Source organism: Aeromonas sp. PS2Canimalfood6 (assembly GCF_048276795.1).
GTDB classification, from domain to species: Bacteria; Pseudomonadota; Gammaproteobacteria; order Enterobacterales; family Aeromonadaceae; genus Aeromonas; species Aeromonas caviae.
In genome coordinates this window covers 1-20,343 of the sequence record NZ_JBLUXC010000060.1, presented here as the reverse complement: position 1 = coordinate 20,343, position 20,343 = coordinate 1, and the positions used below count along the sequence as shown (strand labels likewise).

Annotated in this window: 20 protein-coding genes; 17 read left to right on the top strand and 3 right to left on the bottom strand. The window is 58.5% G+C overall.

All coding sequences use genetic code 11. The annotated features are described in order from the left end of the window. Positions 1–172 precede the first annotated feature (172 nt). Complete coding sequence (gene rne, locus ACNPAA_RS18075; protein WP_113978919.1) at positions 173–3,298, bottom strand: ribonuclease E; 3,126 nt, start codon at positions 3,296–3,298, stop codon at positions 173–175. Between the two features lie 414 nt (positions 3,299–3,712). Here rne and rluC point away from each other — a divergent pair, with 414 nt between their 5' ends. Beyond that, entirely contained in the window at positions 3,713–4,657 is a 945-nt protein-coding gene (gene rluC, locus ACNPAA_RS18070; protein ID WP_204509413.1) for a 23S rRNA pseudouridine(955/2504/2580) synthase RluC, read from the top strand. 52 nt (positions 4,658–4,709) lie between these two features. Here the strand turns inward: rluC and ACNPAA_RS18065 are convergent, their stop codons facing one another. Beyond that, positions 4,710–5,291 carry a Maf family protein gene (locus ACNPAA_RS18065; protein ID WP_113978916.1) on the bottom strand — a complete coding sequence of 194 codons (582 nt, stop codon included), beginning with the start codon at positions 5,289–5,291 and terminating at the stop codon, positions 4,710–4,712. Between the two features lie 111 nt (positions 5,292–5,402). Here ACNPAA_RS18065 and ACNPAA_RS18060 point away from each other — a divergent pair, with 111 nt between their 5' ends. The 16 genes from ACNPAA_RS18060 to ACNPAA_RS17985 all read left to right on the top strand — a co-directional run bounded on the left by ACNPAA_RS18060 (position 5,403) and on the right by ACNPAA_RS17985 (position 18,478). Beyond that, on the top strand, positions 5,403–6,104 hold the full coding sequence (locus tag ACNPAA_RS18060) for an START domain-containing protein (protein WP_408794422.1): 702 nt from the start codon (positions 5,403–5,405) through the stop codon (positions 6,102–6,104). Positions 6,105–6,300: 196 nt separating this feature from the next. Beyond that, the gene (gene yceD, locus ACNPAA_RS18055; RefSeq protein WP_029314532.1) at positions 6,301–6,822 is read left to right on the top strand and encodes a 23S rRNA accumulation protein YceD; all 522 of its coding nucleotides are present in this window, start codon (positions 6,301–6,303) and stop codon (positions 6,820–6,822) included. A gap of 20 nt (positions 6,823–6,842) precedes the next feature. After that, a complete protein-coding gene (gene rpmF / locus ACNPAA_RS18050; protein ID WP_005300935.1) occupies positions 6,843–7,010 on the top strand; it encodes a 50S ribosomal protein L32 in 168 nt (55 codons plus the stop codon). A 9-nt stretch (positions 7,011–7,019) separates the two neighbouring features. Continuing rightward, positions 7,020–8,039, top strand: coding sequence for a phosphate acyltransferase PlsX (gene plsX / locus ACNPAA_RS18045; RefSeq protein WP_045524864.1), 1,020 nt, complete (start codon positions 7,020–7,022; stop codon positions 8,037–8,039). Between the two features lie 6 nt (positions 8,040–8,045). After that, positions 8,046–9,005 carry a beta-ketoacyl-ACP synthase III gene (locus ACNPAA_RS18040; RefSeq protein WP_010674740.1) on the top strand — a complete coding sequence of 320 codons (960 nt, stop codon included), beginning with the start codon at positions 8,046–8,048 and terminating at the stop codon, positions 9,003–9,005. 66 nt (positions 9,006–9,071) lie between these two features. Beyond that, positions 9,072–10,007 (top strand): ACP S-malonyltransferase, encoded by a 936-nt coding sequence (gene fabD, locus ACNPAA_RS18035; RefSeq protein WP_201888735.1) that lies wholly within the window; start codon positions 9,072–9,074, stop codon positions 10,005–10,007. 13 nt (positions 10,008–10,020) lie between these two features. Further along, a complete protein-coding gene (gene fabG / locus ACNPAA_RS18030) occupies positions 10,021–10,755 on the top strand; it encodes a 3-oxoacyl-ACP reductase FabG (protein WP_010674742.1) in 735 nt (244 codons plus the stop codon). A gap of 157 nt (positions 10,756–10,912) precedes the next feature. Next, positions 10,913–11,149: an acyl carrier protein gene (gene acpP / locus ACNPAA_RS18025; protein ID WP_005300909.1), complete on the top strand. Its 237-nt coding sequence runs from the start codon at positions 10,913–10,915 to the stop codon at positions 11,147–11,149. Between the two features lie 81 nt (positions 11,150–11,230). After that, positions 11,231–12,472 (top strand): beta-ketoacyl-ACP synthase II, encoded by a 1,242-nt coding sequence (fabF, locus tag ACNPAA_RS18020; protein ID WP_201871465.1) that lies wholly within the window; start codon positions 11,231–11,233, stop codon positions 12,470–12,472. A gap of 66 nt (positions 12,473–12,538) precedes the next feature. Beyond that, positions 12,539–13,345, top strand: coding sequence for an aminodeoxychorismate lyase (gene pabC, locus ACNPAA_RS18015; protein WP_201871463.1), 807 nt, complete (start codon positions 12,539–12,541; stop codon positions 13,343–13,345). Next, positions 13,335–14,336 carry an endolytic transglycosylase MltG gene (mltG, locus tag ACNPAA_RS18010; protein ID WP_029314535.1) on the top strand — a complete coding sequence of 334 codons (1,002 nt, stop codon included), beginning with the start codon at positions 13,335–13,337 and terminating at the stop codon, positions 14,334–14,336. Before pabC ends, mltG begins: the two co-directional genes overlap by 11 nt. After that, positions 14,336–14,977, top strand: coding sequence for a dTMP kinase (tmk, locus tag ACNPAA_RS18005; RefSeq protein WP_042017643.1), 642 nt, complete (start codon positions 14,336–14,338; stop codon positions 14,975–14,977). The genes mltG and tmk overlap by 1 nt, the downstream gene beginning before the upstream one ends. Beyond that, positions 14,962–15,909 (top strand): DNA polymerase III subunit delta', encoded by a 948-nt coding sequence (holB, locus tag ACNPAA_RS18000; RefSeq protein ID WP_048207693.1) that lies wholly within the window; start codon positions 14,962–14,964, stop codon positions 15,907–15,909. The genes tmk and holB overlap by 16 nt, the downstream gene beginning before the upstream one ends. Positions 15,910–15,921: 12 nt before the next feature. Continuing rightward, positions 15,922–16,701, top strand: a complete 780-nt coding sequence (locus tag ACNPAA_RS17995; RefSeq protein WP_201871462.1) for a TatD family hydrolase — start codon at positions 15,922–15,924, stop codon at positions 16,699–16,701. A gap of 300 nt (positions 16,702–17,001) precedes the next feature. Further along, on the top strand, positions 17,002–18,030 hold the full coding sequence (locus ACNPAA_RS17990) for a tyrosine-type recombinase/integrase (protein WP_327786589.1): 1,029 nt from the start codon (positions 17,002–17,004) through the stop codon (positions 18,028–18,030). Between the two features lie 163 nt (positions 18,031–18,193). Then, positions 18,194–18,478 (top strand): RepB family protein, encoded by a 285-nt coding sequence (locus ACNPAA_RS17985; RefSeq protein WP_041215903.1) that lies wholly within the window; start codon positions 18,194–18,196, stop codon positions 18,476–18,478. Positions 18,479–18,711: 233 nt separating this feature from the next. Here the strand turns inward: ACNPAA_RS17985 and rsmF are convergent, their stop codons facing one another. Then, on the bottom strand, positions 18,712–20,142 hold the full coding sequence (gene rsmF / locus ACNPAA_RS17980; protein WP_417891935.1) for a 16S rRNA (cytosine(1407)-C(5))-methyltransferase RsmF: 1,431 nt from the start codon (positions 20,140–20,142) through the stop codon (positions 18,712–18,714). Positions 20,143–20,343: the final 201 nt, after the last annotated feature.

Here is a 20,343-nt window from a genome sequence, read left to right as displayed (position 1 = left end):
AGGCAATATCAATATGATGCACGGCGACAGCAGGGTGATGGTGGTGGTGTGTTTGGAGACAGCCAGTTTACCAGCACCCTGTCTGTCAACTTCCACTTCCCCAAGATCCCGCGAAGAACCTAAAAAAAGAGCCACACAATGTGTGGCTCTTTATTCAGACTAACGAGTCTGCTCAGGGGCGACCGGCTGGGCTGGTTGCCACGTTGCTGGCAGCGGTGCTGCCACCGTGGCGACCGGAGGTCACGACTTCGCTGCGTACCAGGGGAGCGTACTCCACGGGTTCACGGGGTGTCGGGGCAGGCGCCGCAGCCGGCGTTGCCATGGGGGCATAGGCCTTGCGGGCACGGGCCAATACACCGGCACCCTTGCTGACCTTCACTTCGGGGCTGGTTGCTGGCTCGGTTTGCACCACGGCAGCCGGCATCTCGACAACCTCCGCCTCGGCGGTGGCCGTCTCCTCAGCGATCACGACAGGTGCCGCTTCAGCAACCGGTGCAACCTCTTCTGGGATGGCCTCCACTTGCTGGGTCTGCTCGACAGCATCGATCACGGCGACAGGTTCGTCATGAGAGGCGGTGTCGACGATAGGTTCGACCATCTCGGGTTCGACAACTGCCACTTCGGCCACGGGTTCAGGGTCTGCTTGCGCAGCCCGCTCAACTTCGTCAGTGGAGGGCGCGTCCACAGCCTGGGCTGTCAGTGCTTGCTCTGCCGCTTCCTCAGCAACGGCTTCAGCCACCACGTGTTCGGTCAGTGCGGCGGAGGCCTGCAGGGCGGCTGCAACCGCTTCTGCGCTCGGAATGGTGATGACAGGCACAACCGGTTCTTCCACCTTCACCTGAGCCGCATCGGCCTGGGCCGCGGTAGTCAGCTGCACTTCACCTTGTGCTTCGTCTTCACGCTGGCCACGAGCCTCTTCGTTGATGCGCTTGCGACGTTGCCCTTCGATGCGCTGATTGCGCGGGGTACGGCGGGAACGACGCTGACCTTCGCCTTGCTCTTCTTGCTGCTCAGCGGCGGCTTGCACGTCGGCGACATCGATGATTTGCTCGTCAGTCGGCAGGGCAGGGGTGTCGGTCGCGGCGACATCGACACGGATCTGCTTGCGCAGTTGGCGACGTTCGCGGCGCTCGGCCACTTTTTGCTCTTTTTCCTGACGCGGTTCAGCGCTGGTGACCGCAGTATCAACGGTATCAACCGCCTCGACGATCACCTCGGCACGGGGTTCGCGGGGGGCGCGAGGTTCACGAGCCGGACGCGGGGCACGAGGTTCGCGCTCCTGGCGGGGTTCGCGAGGCTCACGCTCCATGCGCTGTTCGGTGCGCACTTCGCCACGGGGTTCCCGTTCCTGGCGCGGTTCCCGCTCTTTGCGCGGGCGACGATTACGATCACTGCTCTCGCGGCTGGCTGCGCCTTCACGCTTCTCGCCGGCCTCGGCATTGCGACTGCCGCGGTTGTCGTCGCGACGACCACGTTGACCACGGCTGCGGGATTCATCGCGCTGGTGACGGTGCCCGTCATCCTTGCGAGCTTCGCGCTGGGCGGCCGGTTTGTCGGCAGGCGCCTTCACCTCGGCCGGAGCCGCATCGGAGGAGGCACCGAACAGGCCGGAGAAGGCCTTGGCCAGCTTGCCAAAGAAGCCGACTTGTTCTGCAACCGGAGCGGGAGTCGCAACAGGAGCCGGAGCGGCGGGCGCAACCGGCTGAGGAGCCGGGGCAAACCCTTGCAGCAGCGGTTGTTCACGCTCGACTACCTGAGCCTGGCGCGGCTGATAGACCGGCTTGGCAATCTCGGTTTTGAGCTCGTAGCTGGCCGCTTCCGGGATCTCGTTCTGACGGATGCGGGTCACTTCGTAGTGCGGGGTTTCCAGATGCTGGTTCGGAATGATGTAGACACGTACATCATTGCGCTGTTCCAGATTGGCGATGGAGGTACGCTTCTCGTTGAGCAGATAGGCGGCCACATCGACCGGCACCTGGGCATGCACCTGCTCGGTATTGTCCTTCATGGCCTCTTCTTCGATGAGACGCAGGATGGACAGGGCGAGGGATTCATTGTCACGGATGACCCCCTGACCCTGGCAACGGGGGCAGATATGGCTGCTGGACTCGTTGAGGGAGGGACGCAGACGCTGGCGAGACATCTCCAGCAGACCGAAACGGGAGATACGGCCCAGCTGGATGCGGGCACGATCCTGATGCACAGCTTCACGCAGACGGTTTTCCACTTCGCGCTGATTGCGAACCGGGGTCATGTCGATGAAGTCGATGACAATCAGGCCACCCAGGTCACGCAGGCGCAGCTGGCGGGCGATCTCGTCGGCCGCTTCCAGGTTGGTCTGCAGGGCGGTCTCTTCGATATCGCCGCCCTTGGTGGCGCGGGAGGAGTTGATATCGATGGAGGTCAGTGCTTCAGTCGGGTCGATGACGATGCTGCCGCCGGAGGGCAGGCGCACTTCGCGCTGGAAGGCCGATTCGATCTGGCTCTCGATCTGGAAGTGGTTGAACAGGGCGACATCGCCCTTGTACAGCTTCACGCGATTGAGGAAATCGGGGCGGACCAGCTCGATATGCGACTTGGCGCGCTCGAAGATGACCGGGTTGTCGATCAGGATCTCGCCCACATCGCGACGCAGATAGTCACGGATGGCGCGCACGATGACGTTGCTCTCCTGGTGAATGAGCACCGGAGCGGAACGTTGTTGTGACGCCTTGTGGATGGAGTCCCAGTGATTGAGCAGAACGTTCAGATCCCACTCCAGCTCTTCCGGGGACTTGCCCACACCGGCAGTGCGCACGATGAGGCCCATGCCGTCCGGCACGGTCAGTCCGCTCAGGGCTTCCTTCAGCTCGGTCCGCTCGTCACCCTCGATGCGACGGGAGATGCCGCCGGCACGGGGGTTGTTCGGCATCAGCACCAGGTAGCTGCCAGCCAGACTGATGAAGGTGGTGAGGGCTGCACCCTTGGTACCACGCTCTTCCTTGTCGATCTGGACAATCACTTCCTGGCCTTCGCGGACCACTTCTTTGATATTGGGACGACCCTGATAGGAGTAACCGGAGGGGAAGTAATTGCGGGCGATTTCCTTTAACGGCAGGAAACCGTGGCGTTCGGCGCCATAGTCAACAAAAGCAGCTTCGAGACTGGGTTCTACTCGGGTGATCTTGCCCTTGTAAATGTTCGCTTTTTTCTGCTCGTGTCCCGGACTTTCAATATCCAAATCGTAGAGCTGTTGTCCGTCAACCAGCGCTACGCGCAACTCTTCTTCCTGAGTCGCGTTGATTAGCATTCTTTTCATTGAGTTCTCATTATTTTGTCATTTTGATTCCTCCACTGGGTCCTGCCGGCGCCGGCCTCGGGTCTTCAGCATGCTGGGGCAACCTCCCGGTTGGGGTATGCATGAGGCGCAAACTAAGGGCACTCTGGTTCAGCCTTCTCGAGAGGGCGTGAATTAAGGATACCGATGTGGAGACAATTTACGTCGGCTCTGTTTGTGTTCTCCATGCGTTGTACCTCGCACCCGGGAACCGTCATGTTCTTGTATACACGGTGTTTCGGGATTGGGTGGCATACATTTTGGCCACTTAGTACAAGGCTTGAACACAATGACAAAACCTTGTTTATTATCCCATTTAAACCACTTTTATAGCAAGACGCCATTTTTTAACAAAGCATGCAGCCAAGGGCTGTCGGCGGTGTTAAAATCCGCGCCATGACACAGATACATCAACAAGTGCAGCTGCTCACCATCGAAGCTGAGCATGACGGGCAGCGCATCGACAATTTTCTCAAGACTCAGTTAAAGGGCGTCCCCAAGAGCCTGATTTATCGCATCCTTCGAAAAGGGGAGGTGCGGGTCAACAAGAAGCGCATCAAACCGGAATACAAGCTTTGTGCCGGTGACGAGGTGCGGGTGCCCCCCGTGCGTGTGGCCGAGAAGAATGAGTTGCCTTCTGCCAACCTCGGCAGCATCCAGCGTCTGGAGAGCCAGATCCTGTTTGAAGACGACGCCATGATAGTGCTCAACAAGCCGTCCGGCATGGCAGTGCACGGCGGCAGCGGCCTCAGTTTTGGCGTCATCGAAGGGCTGCGTGCCCTGCGCCCCGAAGCCCGTTTCCTCGAACTGGTGCACCGGCTGGATCGCGACACCTCCGGCGTACTGCTGGTTGCCAAGAAGCGCAGTGCTCTGCGCAGCCTGCACGAGCAGCTGCGGGTCAAGACCATGCGCAAGCAGTATCTGGCGCTGGTGCGCGGCCAGTGGCAACCCCACGTCAAGGTGGTCAATGCGCCACTTCGCAAAAATGATCTGCAATCCGGCGAGCGGGTGGTACGGGTCAGCAGCGATGGCAAGCCCTCCGAGACCCGGTTCCGGATTGCACGTCAGTTTGCCGAGGCGACCCTGGTCGAGTGCAGCCCCATCACTGGCCGTACTCACCAGATCCGTGTCCACACCCAGCACGCCGGCCATCCCATCGCCTGCGATGACAAATATGGTGAGGCCGGTTTTGATGAAAAGATGCGAGGGCAGGGGCTAAAGCGTCTGTTCCTGCACGCCTGGAAGCTCACCTTTACTCATCCGGTGGATGATCGGGAGATCCAGGTGGAAGCACCATTGTCACCGGAACTTGAGGCGTTTCTCGCCAAGCTGCCACGCTGACAGCCATGAAAAACGGGAGCCTTGGCTCCCGTTTTTCATGGCAGAGTTCTTGTTATGGCAGAGCCAGGCCGTGGCGACCCAGGAGATCAACCAAGCCTATCAGGGGAAGACCGACAAGGGTATTGGGATCGCGCCCCTCCAGCGCCTTGAACAAGACGATGCCCATTCCCTCGCATTTGAAGCTGCCGGCACAATCCAGAGGACGTTCGACCTCCACATAGCGACGGATAGCGGCTTCGTCGAGCGAGCGAAAATGCACGGTGAAAGGCTCGACGAGCTGCTCGGCATGGCCATTCGCAGCATTGATCACGCACAGCCCGGTGTAAAAGATGACGCGCTTGCCTTGGGCCTGCAGCAACTGCTCGACCGCCTTTTCCGCCGTGCCGGGCTTGCCGAGGATCTGCCCGTCACAGACGCACACCTGATCTGAACCGATGATCAATCCTTGATCACGATCAGCAGCAACCGCACTCGCCTTGGCAAACGCCAATCTGCTGACCAGGGCTTCCGCGGTCTCTCCGTGTCGCGCTGTCTCATCGACTTGAGGCGCAGCACAGTGAAATGGCTGACCGAGTTTTTCCAGCAAGGTCTTGCGGTAGGACGAGGTGGACGCGAGGATCAAGGAAGGCTGCATGTTTTGATGATATCCATTTATAAATCAATTGGTTGATTCTATCTGTGCAGATGGGGCCACGCAAACAGGAGATGTCTAGAGCGGGACTCGCCTAATTAGCGGGAAGCATGCATGCTGATGGAACCACAGCACAAACACAAGAGATCGGAATTGAGCGTGATGACACGATATGCGGCCTTGGTCATGGCACTGATCTCCTTCGCCAGCTGGGCAGGAACATGGCAACTTCGTCAGGGGGATGAGGGGGTGATGCTTTGGACCCAGCCACATCCTCCGACCTCTTTTCAGGCCTTACGTCTGGAGATGCGCGTGAATGCCGATCCTGGCACGCTGATAACGGTGCTGCGCAACACGGCGCGCCATGAAGAGTGGTTGCCCCAGAGCCGTGAAGTCAGGGTGCTGGCCAGATCTGGTCCCGACGATGATCTGGTCTATACCCGCCTGGCGTCTCCCTGGCCGGTGCAAGACAGGGAGCTCATCACCCGCTCCCATTTGAGTCGACGCATCGATTGCGGCCTGACTCTCGAGGTGTGGGCAGAGCCGAATGCCCTGCCATTGCATGCAGGGCTGTTCCGGATCCAGGAAAGCGCCGGACGGTGGGAGGCGCTACCCCAACGGGATGGCAGCACACTCGTTCGGCTCGAAACCTATACCAACCCGGGCAACAACTTGCCGGGCTGGCTGGTCAATCCCATTGCCATCAAGGCTGCCGTGGGCAGTTTCAAAGCCATACGCCGACTGATGGAAGCCGAGCCCAGAGTGGCTGCGACATCAGGCCTGCTGGGGAGCGACCCGCGCTGTTCTGCCACCTGATGAGACACCAAGGAGCACATCCGGTGGACAGACAGGGGAGGGGAACAGGATCCTGTGCTAGATCCTGCACGATATGGCATAATCGGCCACCGATGAGCACAAGTTCCTCTTGCAGGGGCCTGTGAAGGTAAAATCATCGGCGGTAAGGACTTTTTCCTTTGACTATCCCTTGTTGGACCTATAATATTCGCGCCCTATGCAAAAGGTGAAGTTGCCCGTTAAGGTTGATCCAGTCCGTAATGCCTTGAAGCTACTCGATTATGTCGGGATAGTGGAAAAGTCGCAGATGCCCAGGCTGGAGGAATCAACCGAAGGCTTGCGAAGTGATGTGGATGTCACACTGCACTTTGGCAAAGATGTCCAGAAGTTGACCGTTATGAAAGGCACTGCCCATGCCAAGGTCGACCTGGTTTGCCAGCGTTGTGGTGAGACGTTTGAACACCTTTGTGAAGCTAGTTTTATTTACACTCCGCTGTTCGAAAGAACAAACGAGGAAGAACTGCCGGAAGCTTATGAGCCCATTGAGTTGGACGAAAACGGCGAGATAGATCTTCATCAAATCCTGGAGGATGAACTCATCCTCTCGTTGCCTCAAGTAGCCATGCATCCGGTGGATGTGTGTCCCAGAGGAAACATGGAGATGACCTGGGGTGAAATCGAACCTGCTGATGAGCGGCCGAATCCCTTTGCAGTTCTTGAAGCGCTCAAACGTAAGTGAATTTTAGGAGTTAGCCTACCATGGCCGTACAACAGAACCGTAAAACCCGCGCCAAGCGTGGCATGCGTCGTTCCCACGATGCGCTGACCACCGCTGCCCTGACTGTTGATCAGACCAGTGGCGAAATTCATCGTCGTCACCACGTGACTGCCGATGGTTTCTACCGCGGTAAAAAGGTAATCGCTTAAGGATTGCCTTTGTCTACGCAAACTGTCGCGCTAGACATAATGGGGGGAGATATCGGCCCCTCGGAAACAGTGCCTGCCGCCGTGCAGGCACTGTCTCTTCTACCCCAGCTAAAACTTGTTCTGGTCGGTGATCAACACCAGACTGCCCCTCTTCTGCAGCAACATGGCCTGCTTAATCACCCTCGCGTTCGTCTCGTGCATGCCTCCCAGGTCGTGGGCATGGGCGAAAAGCCTATCGTGGCGCTACGTACCCTGAAAGACTCCTCCATGCGCGTGACCCTGGATCTGGTCAAGAGCGGCGCTGCCGATGCCTGTGTCAGTGCAGGCAACACCGGTGCCTTGATGGCCATGGCCAAGTGCGTGCTCAAATCCTTGCCCGGTGTTGACCGGCCAGCCCTCATCAAGGCGCTGCCCACATTGAGTGGAAAGCGGACCGTGATGCTGGATCTGGGTGCGAACGTGAGCTGCGATGCCGACACCCTGCTGCAATTTGCCGTGATGGGCGCCGTAGTCGCAGAGAAGGTGGAGGGGATACCTTCACCCAGAGTGGCACTGCTCAACGTAGGGGAGGAGGAGATCAAGGGCAACGACCTGGTGCGCCACAGCGCCGAGTTGCTGCGCCAATGCTCCGCCCTGAATTTTGTCGGTTTCATTGAGGGGGACAGGATCTTCAGCGGCGAGTGCGACGTGATCGTCTGCGACGGTTTCGTGGGCAACGTGGCGCTCAAGACCGCGGAGGGGGTGGTGCGGATGATGGCCGAACTGGCCGGATATCCGCGCAAAAAACGCAGTTTTCTTGGTCGACTCGCCGGATTTATGTTCAAACGGCGTTTCTCTTACCTGAACCCCGACCAGTATAATGGCGCGAGTCTGTTAGGATTGCGCGGCATTGTGGTAAAAAGCCATGGGCGGGCCGAGCGCCGCGCTCTGTGTCATGCGATTCTGCTGGCCGCACAAGAAGCCAGACATCAACTTCCATTGCAAATTGCAGATCGCCTTGAATCTGTCTTTTCCGACAGGGATTTATAAAACTCTATGCATAGCAAAATTCTGGGTACTGGCAGTTATCTGCCGAGTTCGGTTCGTACCAACGCCGATCTTGAACAGATGGTTGAAACCAGTGACGAATGGATCGTGGAACGCACCGGGATCCGTGAACGCCGTATCGCCGGAGCCGACGAAACCGTCGCGACTCTTTCTCATCAGGCGGCCTTGCGTGCGCTTGATGCGGCAGGTCTGACTGCCGCCGATCTGGACATGATAGTGCTGGCCACTACCAGCGCAGAGAATGCCTTCCCAGCTGCTGCCTGTGAACTGCAGGGGCTGCTTGACGTACCGGGGATCCCGGCGTTTGACGTAGCCGCCGCCTGTGCCGGCTTTACATATGCTCTCGCCATCGCCGATCAGTTCGTCAAATCCGGCGCTGCTCGCCACGTGCTGGTTGTCGGTGCGGACGTGCTGTCACGCATGTGCGATCCCGAAGATCGCGGCACCATCATCCTGTTTGGTGACGGGGCAGGGGCCGTGGTCATCGGTGCCAGCGACACTCCTGGGATCCTCTCCACCCATCTGCATGCCGATGGCCGTTATGGCGAGCTGCTCAAACTGCCGCAGCCCCGTCGCGGCATGCCGGGTGCTGAGCTCGAAGCCTACATGTACATGAAGGGCAACGATGTCTTCAAGGTGGCGGTGACACGCCTTAGCGAGATCGTGACCGAAACCCTGGCTGCGGCCAACGTCGAGCCGAGCGAGCTGGACTGGCTGGTGCCCCATCAAGCCAACTTCCGCATCATCAATGCCACCGCCAAGAAACTCGGCATGGGGCTCGACAAGGTGATCCTGACCCTGGATCGTCATGGCAATACCTCCGCGGCCTCCGTGCCCATCGCCTTCGATGAAGGGGTGCGCGATGGTCGCATCAAACCCGGCCAGCTGGTCCTGCTGGAAGCCTTCGGCGGCGGTTTTGCCTGGGGCTCTGCGCTGGTTCGCCTCTGATACCGAGCGGTGCCCGGTCCTCGGGCGCCCGCTTACCGAATTCGTCTTACCTTAAAGGAATCAATGATGACCCGATTTGCCATTGCCTTCCCGGGACAAGGCTCCCAGAGCGTCGGCATGCTGGCCGAGCTGGCCGAGCAACACGCAGTGATTAAAGAGACCTTCGCCGAGGCGAGCCAGGTGCTGGGCTATGACCTGTTTGCCCTGGTGATGGCAGGCCCGGCCGAGGATCTCAACAAGACCTGGCGTACCCAGCCAGCGCTGTTGACCGCCTCCGTCGCGCTGTGGCGCCTGTGGCAACAACAAGGCGGGGCAACCCCTGCCGTGATGGCCGGCCACAGCCTGGGGGAATACTCCGCTCTGGTGTGCAGCGGCGCGCTGGCGTTTGCCGATGCCGTCAAGCTGGTCGAGCTGCGTGGTTTGGCCATGCAGGAAGCCGTACCGGAAGGCACTGGCGCCATGGCTGCCATCATCGGTCTGGACAACGAAAGCATCGCTGCCAACTGTGAGAAAGCGGCCCAGGGGCAGGTGGTTTCTCCGGTCAACTTCAACTCTCCGGGTCAGGTGGTCATCGCCGGCCACAAAGAGGCGGTCGAGCGTGCCAACGTGCTGATGAAAGAGTCAGGCGCCAAGCGTGCCCTGCCGCTGCCGGTCTCCGTGCCCTCCCACTGTGCCCTGATGAAACCGGCCGCAGAAAAGCTGGCCGCCGCCCTGGATGGGATCGAGATCAAGGTTCCTGCCATCGCCGTCATCAATAATGTCGACGTTTCCTGTGAGCAGGATCCGGCCGCCATCAAGCAAGCCCTGGTGCGTCAGCTGTTCAGCCCGGTTCGCTGGACTGAAACGGTAGAGCGCATGGCCAACGACGGTGTTACCCTCGAAATCGAGATGGGCCCGGGCAAGGTATTGACCGGCCTGGCCAAGCGCATCGATGCGCGAGTGGAAGGTATTCACGCCAACGACGCCGCCTCGTTCGAGCTGGCGCTGGCCCAGATCAAGTAAACAGGAGCAAGTCATGAGTTTTACCGATAAGGTTGTGTTGGTCACTGGCGCCAGCCGTGGCATTGGTCGTGCGATTGCGGAGATGTTTGCTGCTCGTGGCGCCAAAGTCGTGGGGACCGCGACCAGCGAGAGCGGTGCCGAGGCGATCAGTGCTTACCTGGGTGAGCAAGGCTGCGGCATGGCACTGAACGTGACCAGTCAGGAATCTATCGAAACCGTCTTCGCCGCCATCAAGGCGCGTTTTGGCGACATCGACATCCTGATCAACAACGCCGGCATCACCCGCGACAACCTGCTGATGCGGATGAAGGATGACGAGTGGAACGAGATCATCGACACCAATCTCACCTCCCTGTACCGTCTGAGCAAGCCAGTATTGCGAGCCATGATGAAGAAGCGCAACGGTCGCATCATCAGCATCGGTTCCGTGGTCGGTACCATGGGCAACGCCGGTCAGGTCAACTATGCTGCTGCCAAGGCGGGTCTGGTTGGCTTTACCAAGTCGCTGGCCCGTGAAGTGGCATCTCGTGGCATCACGGTGAATGCGGTTGCTCCCGGTTTCATCGAGACCGACATGACCAAGGCGCTCAATGAAGAGCAGCGCGCCGGCATCATGAATCAGGTGCCTGCCGCCCGTTTGGGCGATCCGAAAGAAATTGCTGCCGCTGTGGTATTCTTGGCATCGGATGATGCCGCCTATATTACCGGCGAAACCCTGCATGTTAATGGCGGGATGTACATGGTGTAATCAATTTGTCGTGAGTTCTGTTCAAATTTGCGATAATACGCCGAAGTTTGGCACATTTCGTGGTTTGACCAGCGGCAAGTCACTTGCAAACTCACGTCAATTGAATACACTACCCCAACCAGACGCAATAGCGTATTTTTAAAGGAAAATTCAGGTCATGAGCAACATCGAAGAACGCGTAAAGAAAATCATCATCGAACAACTGGGTGTTAAAGAAGAAGACGTGAAGAACGCTGCCTCCTTCGTCGACGACCTGGGCGCTGACTCTTTGGATACCGTTGAACTGGTAATGGCGCTGGAAGAAGAATTCGATACCGAAATTCCTGATGAAGAAGCCGAGAAGATCACCACTGTTCAAGCGGCTATCGACTACATCACCGCTAATCAGGAATAAGTTCCTGTTCTGAAAGAAGCGGCCCAAGGGCCGCTTCTTTTATGTTTACCCCTTTCAAAACACCTCTCGGAGACTACCTCAGTGTCAAAACGCAGAGTCGTGGTGACCGGCTTGGGGATGCTTTCCCCGGTAGGCAACACTGCCGAATCCAGCTGGCAAGCCCTGCTCAACGGGCAGAGCGGCATTTCCCCCATCGACCACTTTGATGCAAGCGAGTTCGCAACCCGTTTCGCAGGCCTGGTCAAGGATTTCGACCCCGAAGAGTTCGGCATCAACCGCAAAGAAGCCCGCAAGATGGATCTCTTCATCCAGTATGGCGTGGCGGCGGGTGTTCAGGCCCTGGAAGATTCCGGCCTGATCATCAACGAAGAGAACGCGGAGCGGGTAGGCGTTGCCATCGGCTCTGGTATCGGCGGTCTGGGTCTGATTGAGCAGAACCACAGCAGCCTCATCAATGGCGGCCCCCGCAAGCTGAGCCCTTTCTTCGTTCCGTCCACCATCATCAATATGGTGTCCGGTCATCTTTCCATCATGAAAGGCATGCAGGGCCCGAACATCGCCGTGACAACCGCCTGTACCACGGGTACCCATGCCATCGGCATGGCTGGCCGGATGATCGCCTATGGCGATGCGGACGTGATGGTCGCCGGTGGTGCCGAGAAAGCCTCCACCCCCATGGGCATGGGCGGCTTTGCTGCTGCCAAGGCGCTCTCCACCCGCAATGACGAACCACAGAAGGCGAGCCGCCCCTGGGACAAGGATCGCGACGGTTTCGTGCTGGGCGACGGTGCCGGCGTACTGGTGCTGGAAGAGTATGAACATGCCAAGGCTCGCGGCGCCAAGATCTATGCCGAGCTGGTCGGCTTTGGCATGAGCGGGGATGCCTATCACATGACGGCCCCTCCCTCGGACGGCGATGGTGGCGCACGCGCCATGAAGAACGCCATCAAGGATGCTGGCATCGCACCCGAGCAGATCGGTTACATCAATGCTCACGGTACCTCTACCCCCCTTGGGGATGTGGCAGAGCTGCGCGGCATGAAGAAGGTGTTTGGTGAACATGCCAGCGCCCTGATGGTCAGCTCCACCAAGTCCATGACAGGCCACCTGTTGGGTGCGGCTGGCGCCATCGAGGCGATCATCACCGTGCTCTCTCTGCGTGACCAGATGGTGCCTCCCACCATCAACCTGGACAACCCGGATGATGAGTGCGACCTGGATCTGGTGCCGCACGTTGCCAAGGCCGGCAGCTTCGAATATGCCCTCTCCAATTCCTTCGGTTTTGGCGGCACCAATGGCTCCCTGATCTTCAAACGCGTATAATTCGCTCTGGGCGAATGATAAGGCCCGATACGGCAGTATCGGGCCTTTTTTATCGGAGGGATCCCCTTGCTGATTAATGGAATACCCACAGAAACACTGTCAGCCAGGGATCGTGGGCTGGCATACGGTGATGGTCATTTCACCACCATGCTGGTGAGGGAAGGGAAGGTACTCTGGTGGCAGGACCACCTGGCCCGGCTGCAACATGCCAACGCCCGGCTTGGTTTTGGCGAGCACTCCTGGGACCTGCTTGCCGACGAGGCGGCGCAGCTGGCTTCTGGGCAGACACAGGCTGTCGTCAAGATAATGCTGACCCGGGGCGCCGGTGGGCGGGGATATGACGGCGCAGGCTGTGACACGCCCACTCGCATCGTCTCTTTGGCACCTTATCCCGAGCATTATCATGATTGGCAGCAAACCGGCATCAATGCCCTGGTATGCCAGCAGCAGCTTGGGGACAGTCCCATGCTCGCCGGTCTCAAGACGCTGGGGCGCCTCGAACAAGTGATGCTGAAGCGCGAACTTGCTGCGCGTGGCGGGGTCGAAGGTATAGTCTTGAACAGCCGGGGATTTCTGGTAGAAGGGGTCAGCGCCAATCTGTTTTGGCGTCGTGGCAGGACGGTGTTCACACCGGATCTCACCCGCGCCGGGATCGATGGCATCATGCGCAAGCGCGTGATGACGATGCTTAAACAGATGGGCATTGAACTGCGTGTCGTAGAGGCTCCATTGGAGTCACTCTGGCAGGCGGAAGAGGTCTGGCTGACCAATACCCTGGTGGGGATTGTCCCGGTCACCAGCATCGGGGATATGCACTATCCCAGTCCGGTATTGATCCGCCGTTTACAGGAGCGCTTGGTCATTGAAGTTTAATCGGCTTTACACCCTGCTCGCGGGGGCGGCACTCTCTGTCGCCGTTGCCGGAGGGTACGTGTATCACAAGTGGCAACAGGTGGAGACGCTCACCAACAAGGGGCCAACCCGCCTCTTTACCGTCGAAAAAGGCGCCCATGCGGCGCGCCTGATAGCCGAACTGGGAGAGGGGGAAACCAGCCCCTGGGCGGTGCGCCTCTGGTTGCGCGGTCATCCCGAACTGGTGGCCATCAAGTCCGGCACCTATGAAATCAAGGAAGGGGCGCCGCTCAAGGAGACTCTCTCTCTCTTTGCTTCCGGCAAGGAGTTTCACTTCAGCCTGACCTTTGTCGAAGGGTCCCGTTTTGAGGATTGGCTGAAGCAACTTTCCAGCGCCCCCTATCTGGAGCGCCTGACTCTGGAGCAGAGCGAAACCGAGCTGGCTCAGGAACTCGGCATCGAAAATGGCAAGCTGGAGGGGTGGTTCCTGCCGGAAACCTACGCCTATACCACTCATGCCAGCGATCTTTCCATCCTGCGCCGTGCCTATCAGGACATGAAAACGTTCCTGGAGGCTTCCTGGGAGAAGCGTCAGGCCAATCTGCCCTACAAGACACCCTATGAGGCGCTCATCATGGCCTCCATCATCGAAAAAGAGACGGGCCAACCGGATGAACGAGCCCAGATTGCCTCTGTGTTCGTCAACCGTCTACGCCTTGGCATGAAGTTGCAGACCGACCCTACCGTCATCTACGGGGTGAAGGAGAGGTACGATGGCAACATTCGCCGCAGCGATTTGACCGACGTGAACCCCTACAACACCTATGTGATCGACGGTCTGCCTCCGACGCCCATCGCCATGCCGGGCAAGGCCTCCATCGAAGCGGCGCTCAACCCCAAATCGACCGACTATCTCTACTTCGTTGCCAAGGGGGGCGGTGCCCACTACTTCTCCAAGACCCTCGATGAACACAATCGGGCGGTGCGTGAATACATATTGAAGAAACCCTAATGTCTAAATTTATCGTGATTGAAGGATTGGAAGGGGCAGGGAAGAGCTCTGCGGTGCGCTATGTGACCGACTATCTGCAAGCCCACGGAGTGGCGCGGATCGAGTGCACCCGGGAACCGGGCGGCACGCCGCTGGCGGAACGAATGCGGGCCATTGTCAAGGAAGTGCACGACGAGCGCCTGACCGTCGAGGCCGAGCTGCTGTTGATGTACGCCTCCCGGGTGCAACTGGTGGAGACCCGGATCAAGCCGGCCCTGGCAGACGGCATCTGGGTAGTGGGCGATCGCCATGATCTCTCCTCCCAGGCCTATCAGGGGGGGGGCCGCGGCATCGATGCGAACCTCATCGGCGCCATCAAACGGGCGGTCCTCGGGGATTTCAAGCCGGATCTGACCCTTTATCTCGACATTGATCCTGCCATCGGCCTGCAGCGGGCCCGCCATCGCGGCGAGCTGGACAGGATTGAGCTGGAGCAGATCGGCTTCTTTGAACGTACCCGCCAGCGTTACCTCGAGTTGGCGGCCGCCGATGATTCCATCCAGGTCATCGATGCCGGATTGCCCCCGGCGCAAGTCAAAGCCGCCATCGAGGCAGCCCTTGAGCATTATCTGGCAAGCGAGGGGCTATGTATCCCTGGCTGATCCCGGATTGGCATGCCCTGAGCGAGACGGCCCGGGCCGGACGGCTCGGCCACGCCTGGTTGCTGCTAGGCGATCCCGGCCTTGGCAAGGAGCAGCTTGCAGAGCGACTGGCGCGACTGCACCTGTGTCAGCATCCACAACGAGGTGAGCCCTGCGGTCAGTGCCACTCCTGCCAGCTTTTTGAGAAGAGGCATCACCCGGATCTTGGCACCCTGGGGCCCGAGGGCAAGACCATAGGTGTCGAAGCCATCCGGGAGATTTGCAGCCGCCTCCAGAGCACGTCCCAGCTCGGTCGCGGCAAGGTGGTGATCATTCAAGAGGCGGAGCGCATGACGGAGTCTGCCGCCAATGCTTTGCTGAAGACGCTGGAAGAGCCGGCTGGCGACAGTCTGTTGCTGCTCATCGCATCCCGGGTATCTCGCCTGCTCCCCACCATCTTGAGCCGTTGTCACAAACATGTCTGCCAGCTCCCCTCTGAGGGGGAGACCCTTGCCTGGCTCGCCGAGCAGGGCCATCAGGCCACCCAGGCCCAGGTGCGGATCTGCCAGGGGGCGCCGCTGCGGGTGCTGAGCTACATCGAAGCACAGCAAGATGATGCCAGACGGGCATTGCTCGACGGATTTGTCTCGCTGGCATCGGCCCCCACCCGTGCGGCGAATGTCTGCGCCCAGTTGGCCGAGGATACTCAGGTCCGGCTGCACTGGTTGCAGCTCTTCTTGTGCGATGCCCTCAAGCTTCAGGCTGGCTGCGGCCATCATCAACTGGCAATGCCGGATCTTGCATCACTCAGCCAGCAACTGGCTGAGAGACACTCCAGCGAACGGCTCCTGGAAGCTGAACAGCAGCTGGTTGTGCTGAAGGAGGCTTGTCAGCCAGGGCAGCTTTCCAATCCCACCATCCATTTGATGAACTGGCTCAATCGCTGGTTATAAACAAGGTTGTCTATGTTACTCGTTGATTCCCATTGTCATCTCGATCGCTTGAGTTATGGCTCCAAGCAGACCGACATGGCCGATGTACTGGCCAAGGCGGCGCAGCAGTGCGTGGGATATTTTCTCTGCGTGAGTGTGACCCAGGCCCAGTTCCCGACCATGATGGAGGCCATCGCCCCCCATCCCCAGGTGTTTGCCTCCTGCGGTGTTCACCCGCTCAATCAGGATCCCGGGGTGGATGCTGCCTTGCTGCTGACTCAGGCGGCCGATGAGAAAGTGGTGGCCATCGGCGAAACCGGGCTCGACTACTTCTATTCACCGGAAAACAAGGATGTACAGCAAGCCTCTTTCCGCGAACATATCCGGGTAGCCCGGGCACTGAACAAACCGCTCATCATCCACACCCGGGATGCCCAGGAAGACACGCTGCGGATCATGCGAGAGGAGGGGGCCGAACAGGTGGGCGGAGTGCTGCACTGCTTCACCGAGTCCCTCGAAATGGCCGAGGCCGCGATGGCAATGGGGTTCTATATTTCCATCTCGGGGATAGCCACCTTCAAGAACGCCTCAGCCCTGCAGGCAGTGGTCAAGGCGTTGCCCCTGGAGCGACTGCTGGTTGAAACCGACTCTCCCTATCTGGCACCGGTTCCGCACCGGGGGAGGGAGAACGAGCCGGCCTTTGTTCGCGACGTTGCCCAATTTATCGCGGATCTTCGCCAGATTCCGCTCGCTGAATTGGCGGAGGCCACCAGCCACAATTTCTTCGAATTGTTCAAGTTGGCAAAGCGATAACAGACAACGCCCCGCATAGCGGGGCGTTTTACTATGACAATCTGCACTATCACGATCCATCCAAAAACAATCATGCCAAGTTGTTATCTCTCACTTTATGTGGTGGGTGCTGACGAGATCAAATCGCCAGCACCTGATAAAACGGAGCAGGGGTGACAGAGTGCTTGAGGAATAAATGAGGGAGCTGATATGGGTTAAAAGCACTCTTCATAAGTATCGATAATATTCATTATCGATACTTGATAGATCTGAATGATCCTGTAAGATCCACCGAAACTCCGCTTTAAATCATAGAGTTAAGTGAACTACCCAAGCCTTCAAAACCCAGTTCAGCAATCCTTGCAAAGCGTCTTCGATCCTCAGCTGAACAGCCGGGCAAGACGCTTCCTGCGCAGCGCCAAAGCCGACTCCACCCTCAATGCCTATCAGGCAGATACCCGTATCTTTGTCTCCTGGTGCCAACTCCATGGGCTGGATCCCTTGCAGACAACACATCACGACATCATGAATTTTCTGGCGGATCAGGCCGACGGCATCCTGGCCAACTGGGTCTGGGTGGACAAGGAAGAAGGAAAGGGGGAACTTCGCAACGGGGAACCTCGCAAACCGGCCACCCTGGTAAGACGGCTTGCCGGCATTCGTTATGCCTTCAAGCAGAAGGGGATCCACCCCATGCCGACAGAGCATGCGGAGATAAAGGAGATGATGCGGGGCATAGTACGGCTCGGTGATAACCGCAAACGCAAAACGGGGGCGCTGACCCTGAAACCATTGGCCTGCGTATTGGACGAGATAGACACCAGCAACCTGGCTGGGCTTCGAGATTACACCCTGTTGCTCCTGATGTTCAGTGGCGCCTTGCGTCGATCGGAAGCGGCCAGGATCGAGGTGAATGACGTGCAGTTTGTGGGGCAGGGGATACGCCTTTGTCTCAAACCAAGCAAACATCAGCTCCATGAATCGGAGATAGCACTCATTCCAGGAACCCGGTATTGCCCGGTCTCTGCACTGCAACAATGGCTGAAAAAAAGCCGGATTGCTGAGGGCCCCCTGTTTCGTCGAATGAATCGCTGGGGACAGCTGATGACAGATCCCCTGGGGCCGCAAGGTATCAACTTGATGATCAAGCGGCGAACCGGCCAGGCCATCGACGATCTCCACGTCAGTGGCCACAGTTTGCGGCGGGGGTTCATCACCTCGGCGGTGACGGCGGGCAAGCCGATGAACAAGATCATCGAGGTGACCCGACACAAGGACATGCGCACCTTGCAGGAATATTTCGACGATGCCCACAAGTTCTCCGATCACGCCCTGGATGGGTTGTTATAGAGAACCGCGCCTCTCCATTTTTTATGTTAAATGATATCCTGTTGATCTGGTGATATATTCATGTCGTCCTCCACAGACATCATAACGGTGGGAGAGTCGTAATCCGATTTACTTTCGTAGAAGATGCCAATGAAAAATGAGAGATAACATTCACGATGTAGACATGTCGGAAGGTCACGATAGCCAGGAATTGAAGAAAAGCGCTGCGCAAGAGAATGCCGAACGGCAGCGCCAGCACGTGAAGCGCAAGCAGGAAACCCACAGCCGGTTGCAATGCTGGATAAGCAATCGTCATGCAGAGAGGTTGGCCATGCTGGGGCAACAACTGGAAGACAGTCAGGCCTCCATCATCGAGCAGGCAATCGATCTGCTCTATCAGCACGAACTGCAACAAACGACCAACGCGCAGCAGAGCGATGTCCCCGAGTCGGCAGACATGCTCGAATAGACGATGGCGTCGTGTCGGCATGGTTGAAAAAGGAAGACAAAAAAAGCCAGGTACGAATTCCTTGTACCTGGCATAGGGGAATTGGCTCCTTGCAGAGCCGTGCGCTAACTGGTATGCGGATAGCCTTAAGCTTAGACAAGGCTCTAGGCATTTCAAGAACCGGGTAAAAGTTCAACCAGAGTGGGGGTTTTTCAGACTCGAACAGGCGCTATTATTGCTCGAGCGACCCACTCTCACGCATTGAACAGGTTGTTGTCCCGTACCAGCTCCCGGGGCAGGGCATTTTTGATGCGACTCCCCACCCATTTCCCCATGCCGAGCGGGTGCCCCTGGTAACGAACGATCACTTCCCCACTCCCGGCATCCTGCTCTGGCCAGACATCTCGTCCCATCATGAATTCACGGGCATTGGCGGCATCCAGCTCGACGCATCCCTTACTCGCCTCATGGCCGTAAGCCAGAGCCCATTCATGGGTCAATCGATATCCCTTCTTGAAGGTCTCAGCCAGCTTGATGCCGATGCGATCGAAGCGCAGCTTCCCCTGTACCTGCTCGAAGGCGTGAGGGAAGAGCCAGATCTCGTCATTGCGGCCAAACAGTTGGCCATGGGGCACGATGCCAAAATTCCCTTCAATCTCCCGCAGCATGGGGCCAGCCTCTTTCTCTGGCAGCGGCGAGAAGGGGAACTTGCCGAGCTTGCCCGGTTTGAACATGGTGTTGGGCACGGAGTGATGCTTGCGTAACCGGGCGACGAAAAAGCCTTCACTGTCGAAGATCTGGGGCCAAACGTGCAAGTATCCCTCCGCTGTACAGGCTTTCTCCGCTTCCGGAAAGAGATCGGCCAACGAGTCAAAGCTGAAGGCATCACCGAACTTCTCCTGCAACGACTGACAGACGGCCTGATTCTCTTGCAGGCTCAGGGTGCAGGTGGAGTAGACCAGTACGCCGCCGGGTTTGAGGGCGTGAAAAGCGCTCTCCAGCAGGCCACGCTGCACCGCGGCAATCTCGTCGATGCTCTCGAGACTCCAGTTGCGCAGCGCGTCTTCATCTTTTCGCACCGTCCCCTCGCCGGAGCAGGGGGCGTCGAGCAGGATGGCGTCGAAGGTTTCAGGCAGCCATTGGCCAAAGACCTTGGCATCGAAATGGGTCATGCCGACGTTGGTCACACCGCAGCGCTGGATATTGGCGCTCAGCACTTTCAACCTGCTGCTGGAAAACTCGTTGGCGATCAGCATGCCGCGGTTTTCCATCAGCGCCGCGATCTGGGTAGTCTTGGAGCCAGGGGCGGCGGCCGCGTCCAGCAACATGCCATCCCCTCGGGTTTGCTCACTGGCAAAGAGCGCCATCACCGGCAACATGGAGCTCGCTTCCTGGATATAGAAGAGGCCGCACAAATGCTCGGCCGTGTTGCCAAGGGGAACGCTCTCATCGCTGCGGGTGAGCCAGAAGCCGGCTGCACACCAGGGCACGGGATCCAGCTGCCAACCAAGCGGCGCCATACGGGCGACAAACTCGGATACCGTGATCTTGAGGGTGTTGACCCTGATGCTGCGCCGCAGCGGCTGCCGGCAACTCGCCACGAATGCCTCCATGGAGAGATGGGATGGCATGAACTCCGCAATGTGACGCAGGAAGTGATCGGGGAGGTAGGTGTTGTCGTGCACGGCGCAATCTCGCTGACCCAAAATAAGGGGCGACATCTTACCACAGTGCGCGGCCCTTCTTGATGGGGGAGTCCATGAGGCCATAAAAAAAGGTTCTTCGCGGGATCTTGGGGAAGTGGAAGTTGACAGACAGGGTGCTGGTAAACTGGCTGTCTCCAAACACACCACCACCATCACCCTGCTGTCGCCGTGCATCATATT

Coding starts and splice junctions, on each gene's coding strand:
- rpmF (WP_005300935.1), top strand. CDS start 6,843: ATGGCCGTACAACAGAACCGTAAAACCCGCGCCAAGCGTGGCATGCGT.
- fabD (WP_201888735.1), top strand. CDS start 9,072: ATGACCCGATTTGCCATTGCCTTCCCGGGACAAGGCTCCCAGAGCGTC.
- acpP (WP_005300909.1), top strand. CDS start 10,913: ATGAGCAACATCGAAGAACGCGTAAAGAAAATCATCATCGAACAACTG.
- ACNPAA_RS17995 (WP_201871462.1), top strand. CDS start 15,922: ATGTTACTCGTTGATTCCCATTGTCATCTCGATCGCTTGAGTTATGGC.
- yceD (WP_029314532.1), top strand. CDS start 6,301: ATGCAAAAGGTGAAGTTGCCCGTTAAGGTTGATCCAGTCCGTAATGCC.
- rluC (WP_204509413.1), top strand. CDS start 3,713: ATGACACAGATACATCAACAAGTGCAGCTGCTCACCATCGAAGCTGAG.
- ACNPAA_RS17985 (WP_041215903.1), top strand. CDS start 18,194: ATGTCGGAAGGTCACGATAGCCAGGAATTGAAGAAAAGCGCTGCGCAA.
- rne (WP_113978919.1), bottom strand. CDS start 3,298: ATGAAAAGAATGCTAATCAACGCGACTCAGGAAGAAGAGTTGCGCGTA.
- fabG (WP_010674742.1), top strand. CDS start 10,021: ATGAGTTTTACCGATAAGGTTGTGTTGGTCACTGGCGCCAGCCGTGGC.
- tmk (WP_042017643.1), top strand. CDS start 14,336: ATGTCTAAATTTATCGTGATTGAAGGATTGGAAGGGGCAGGGAAGAGC.
- holB (WP_048207693.1), top strand. CDS start 14,962: ATGTATCCCTGGCTGATCCCGGATTGGCATGCCCTGAGCGAGACGGCC.
- ACNPAA_RS18065 (WP_113978916.1), bottom strand. CDS start 5,291: ATGCAGCCTTCCTTGATCCTCGCGTCCACCTCGTCCTACCGCAAGACC.
- ACNPAA_RS18060 (WP_408794422.1), top strand. CDS start 5,403: ATGCTGATGGAACCACAGCACAAACACAAGAGATCGGAATTGAGCGTG.
- ACNPAA_RS18040 (WP_010674740.1), top strand. CDS start 8,046: ATGCATAGCAAAATTCTGGGTACTGGCAGTTATCTGCCGAGTTCGGTT.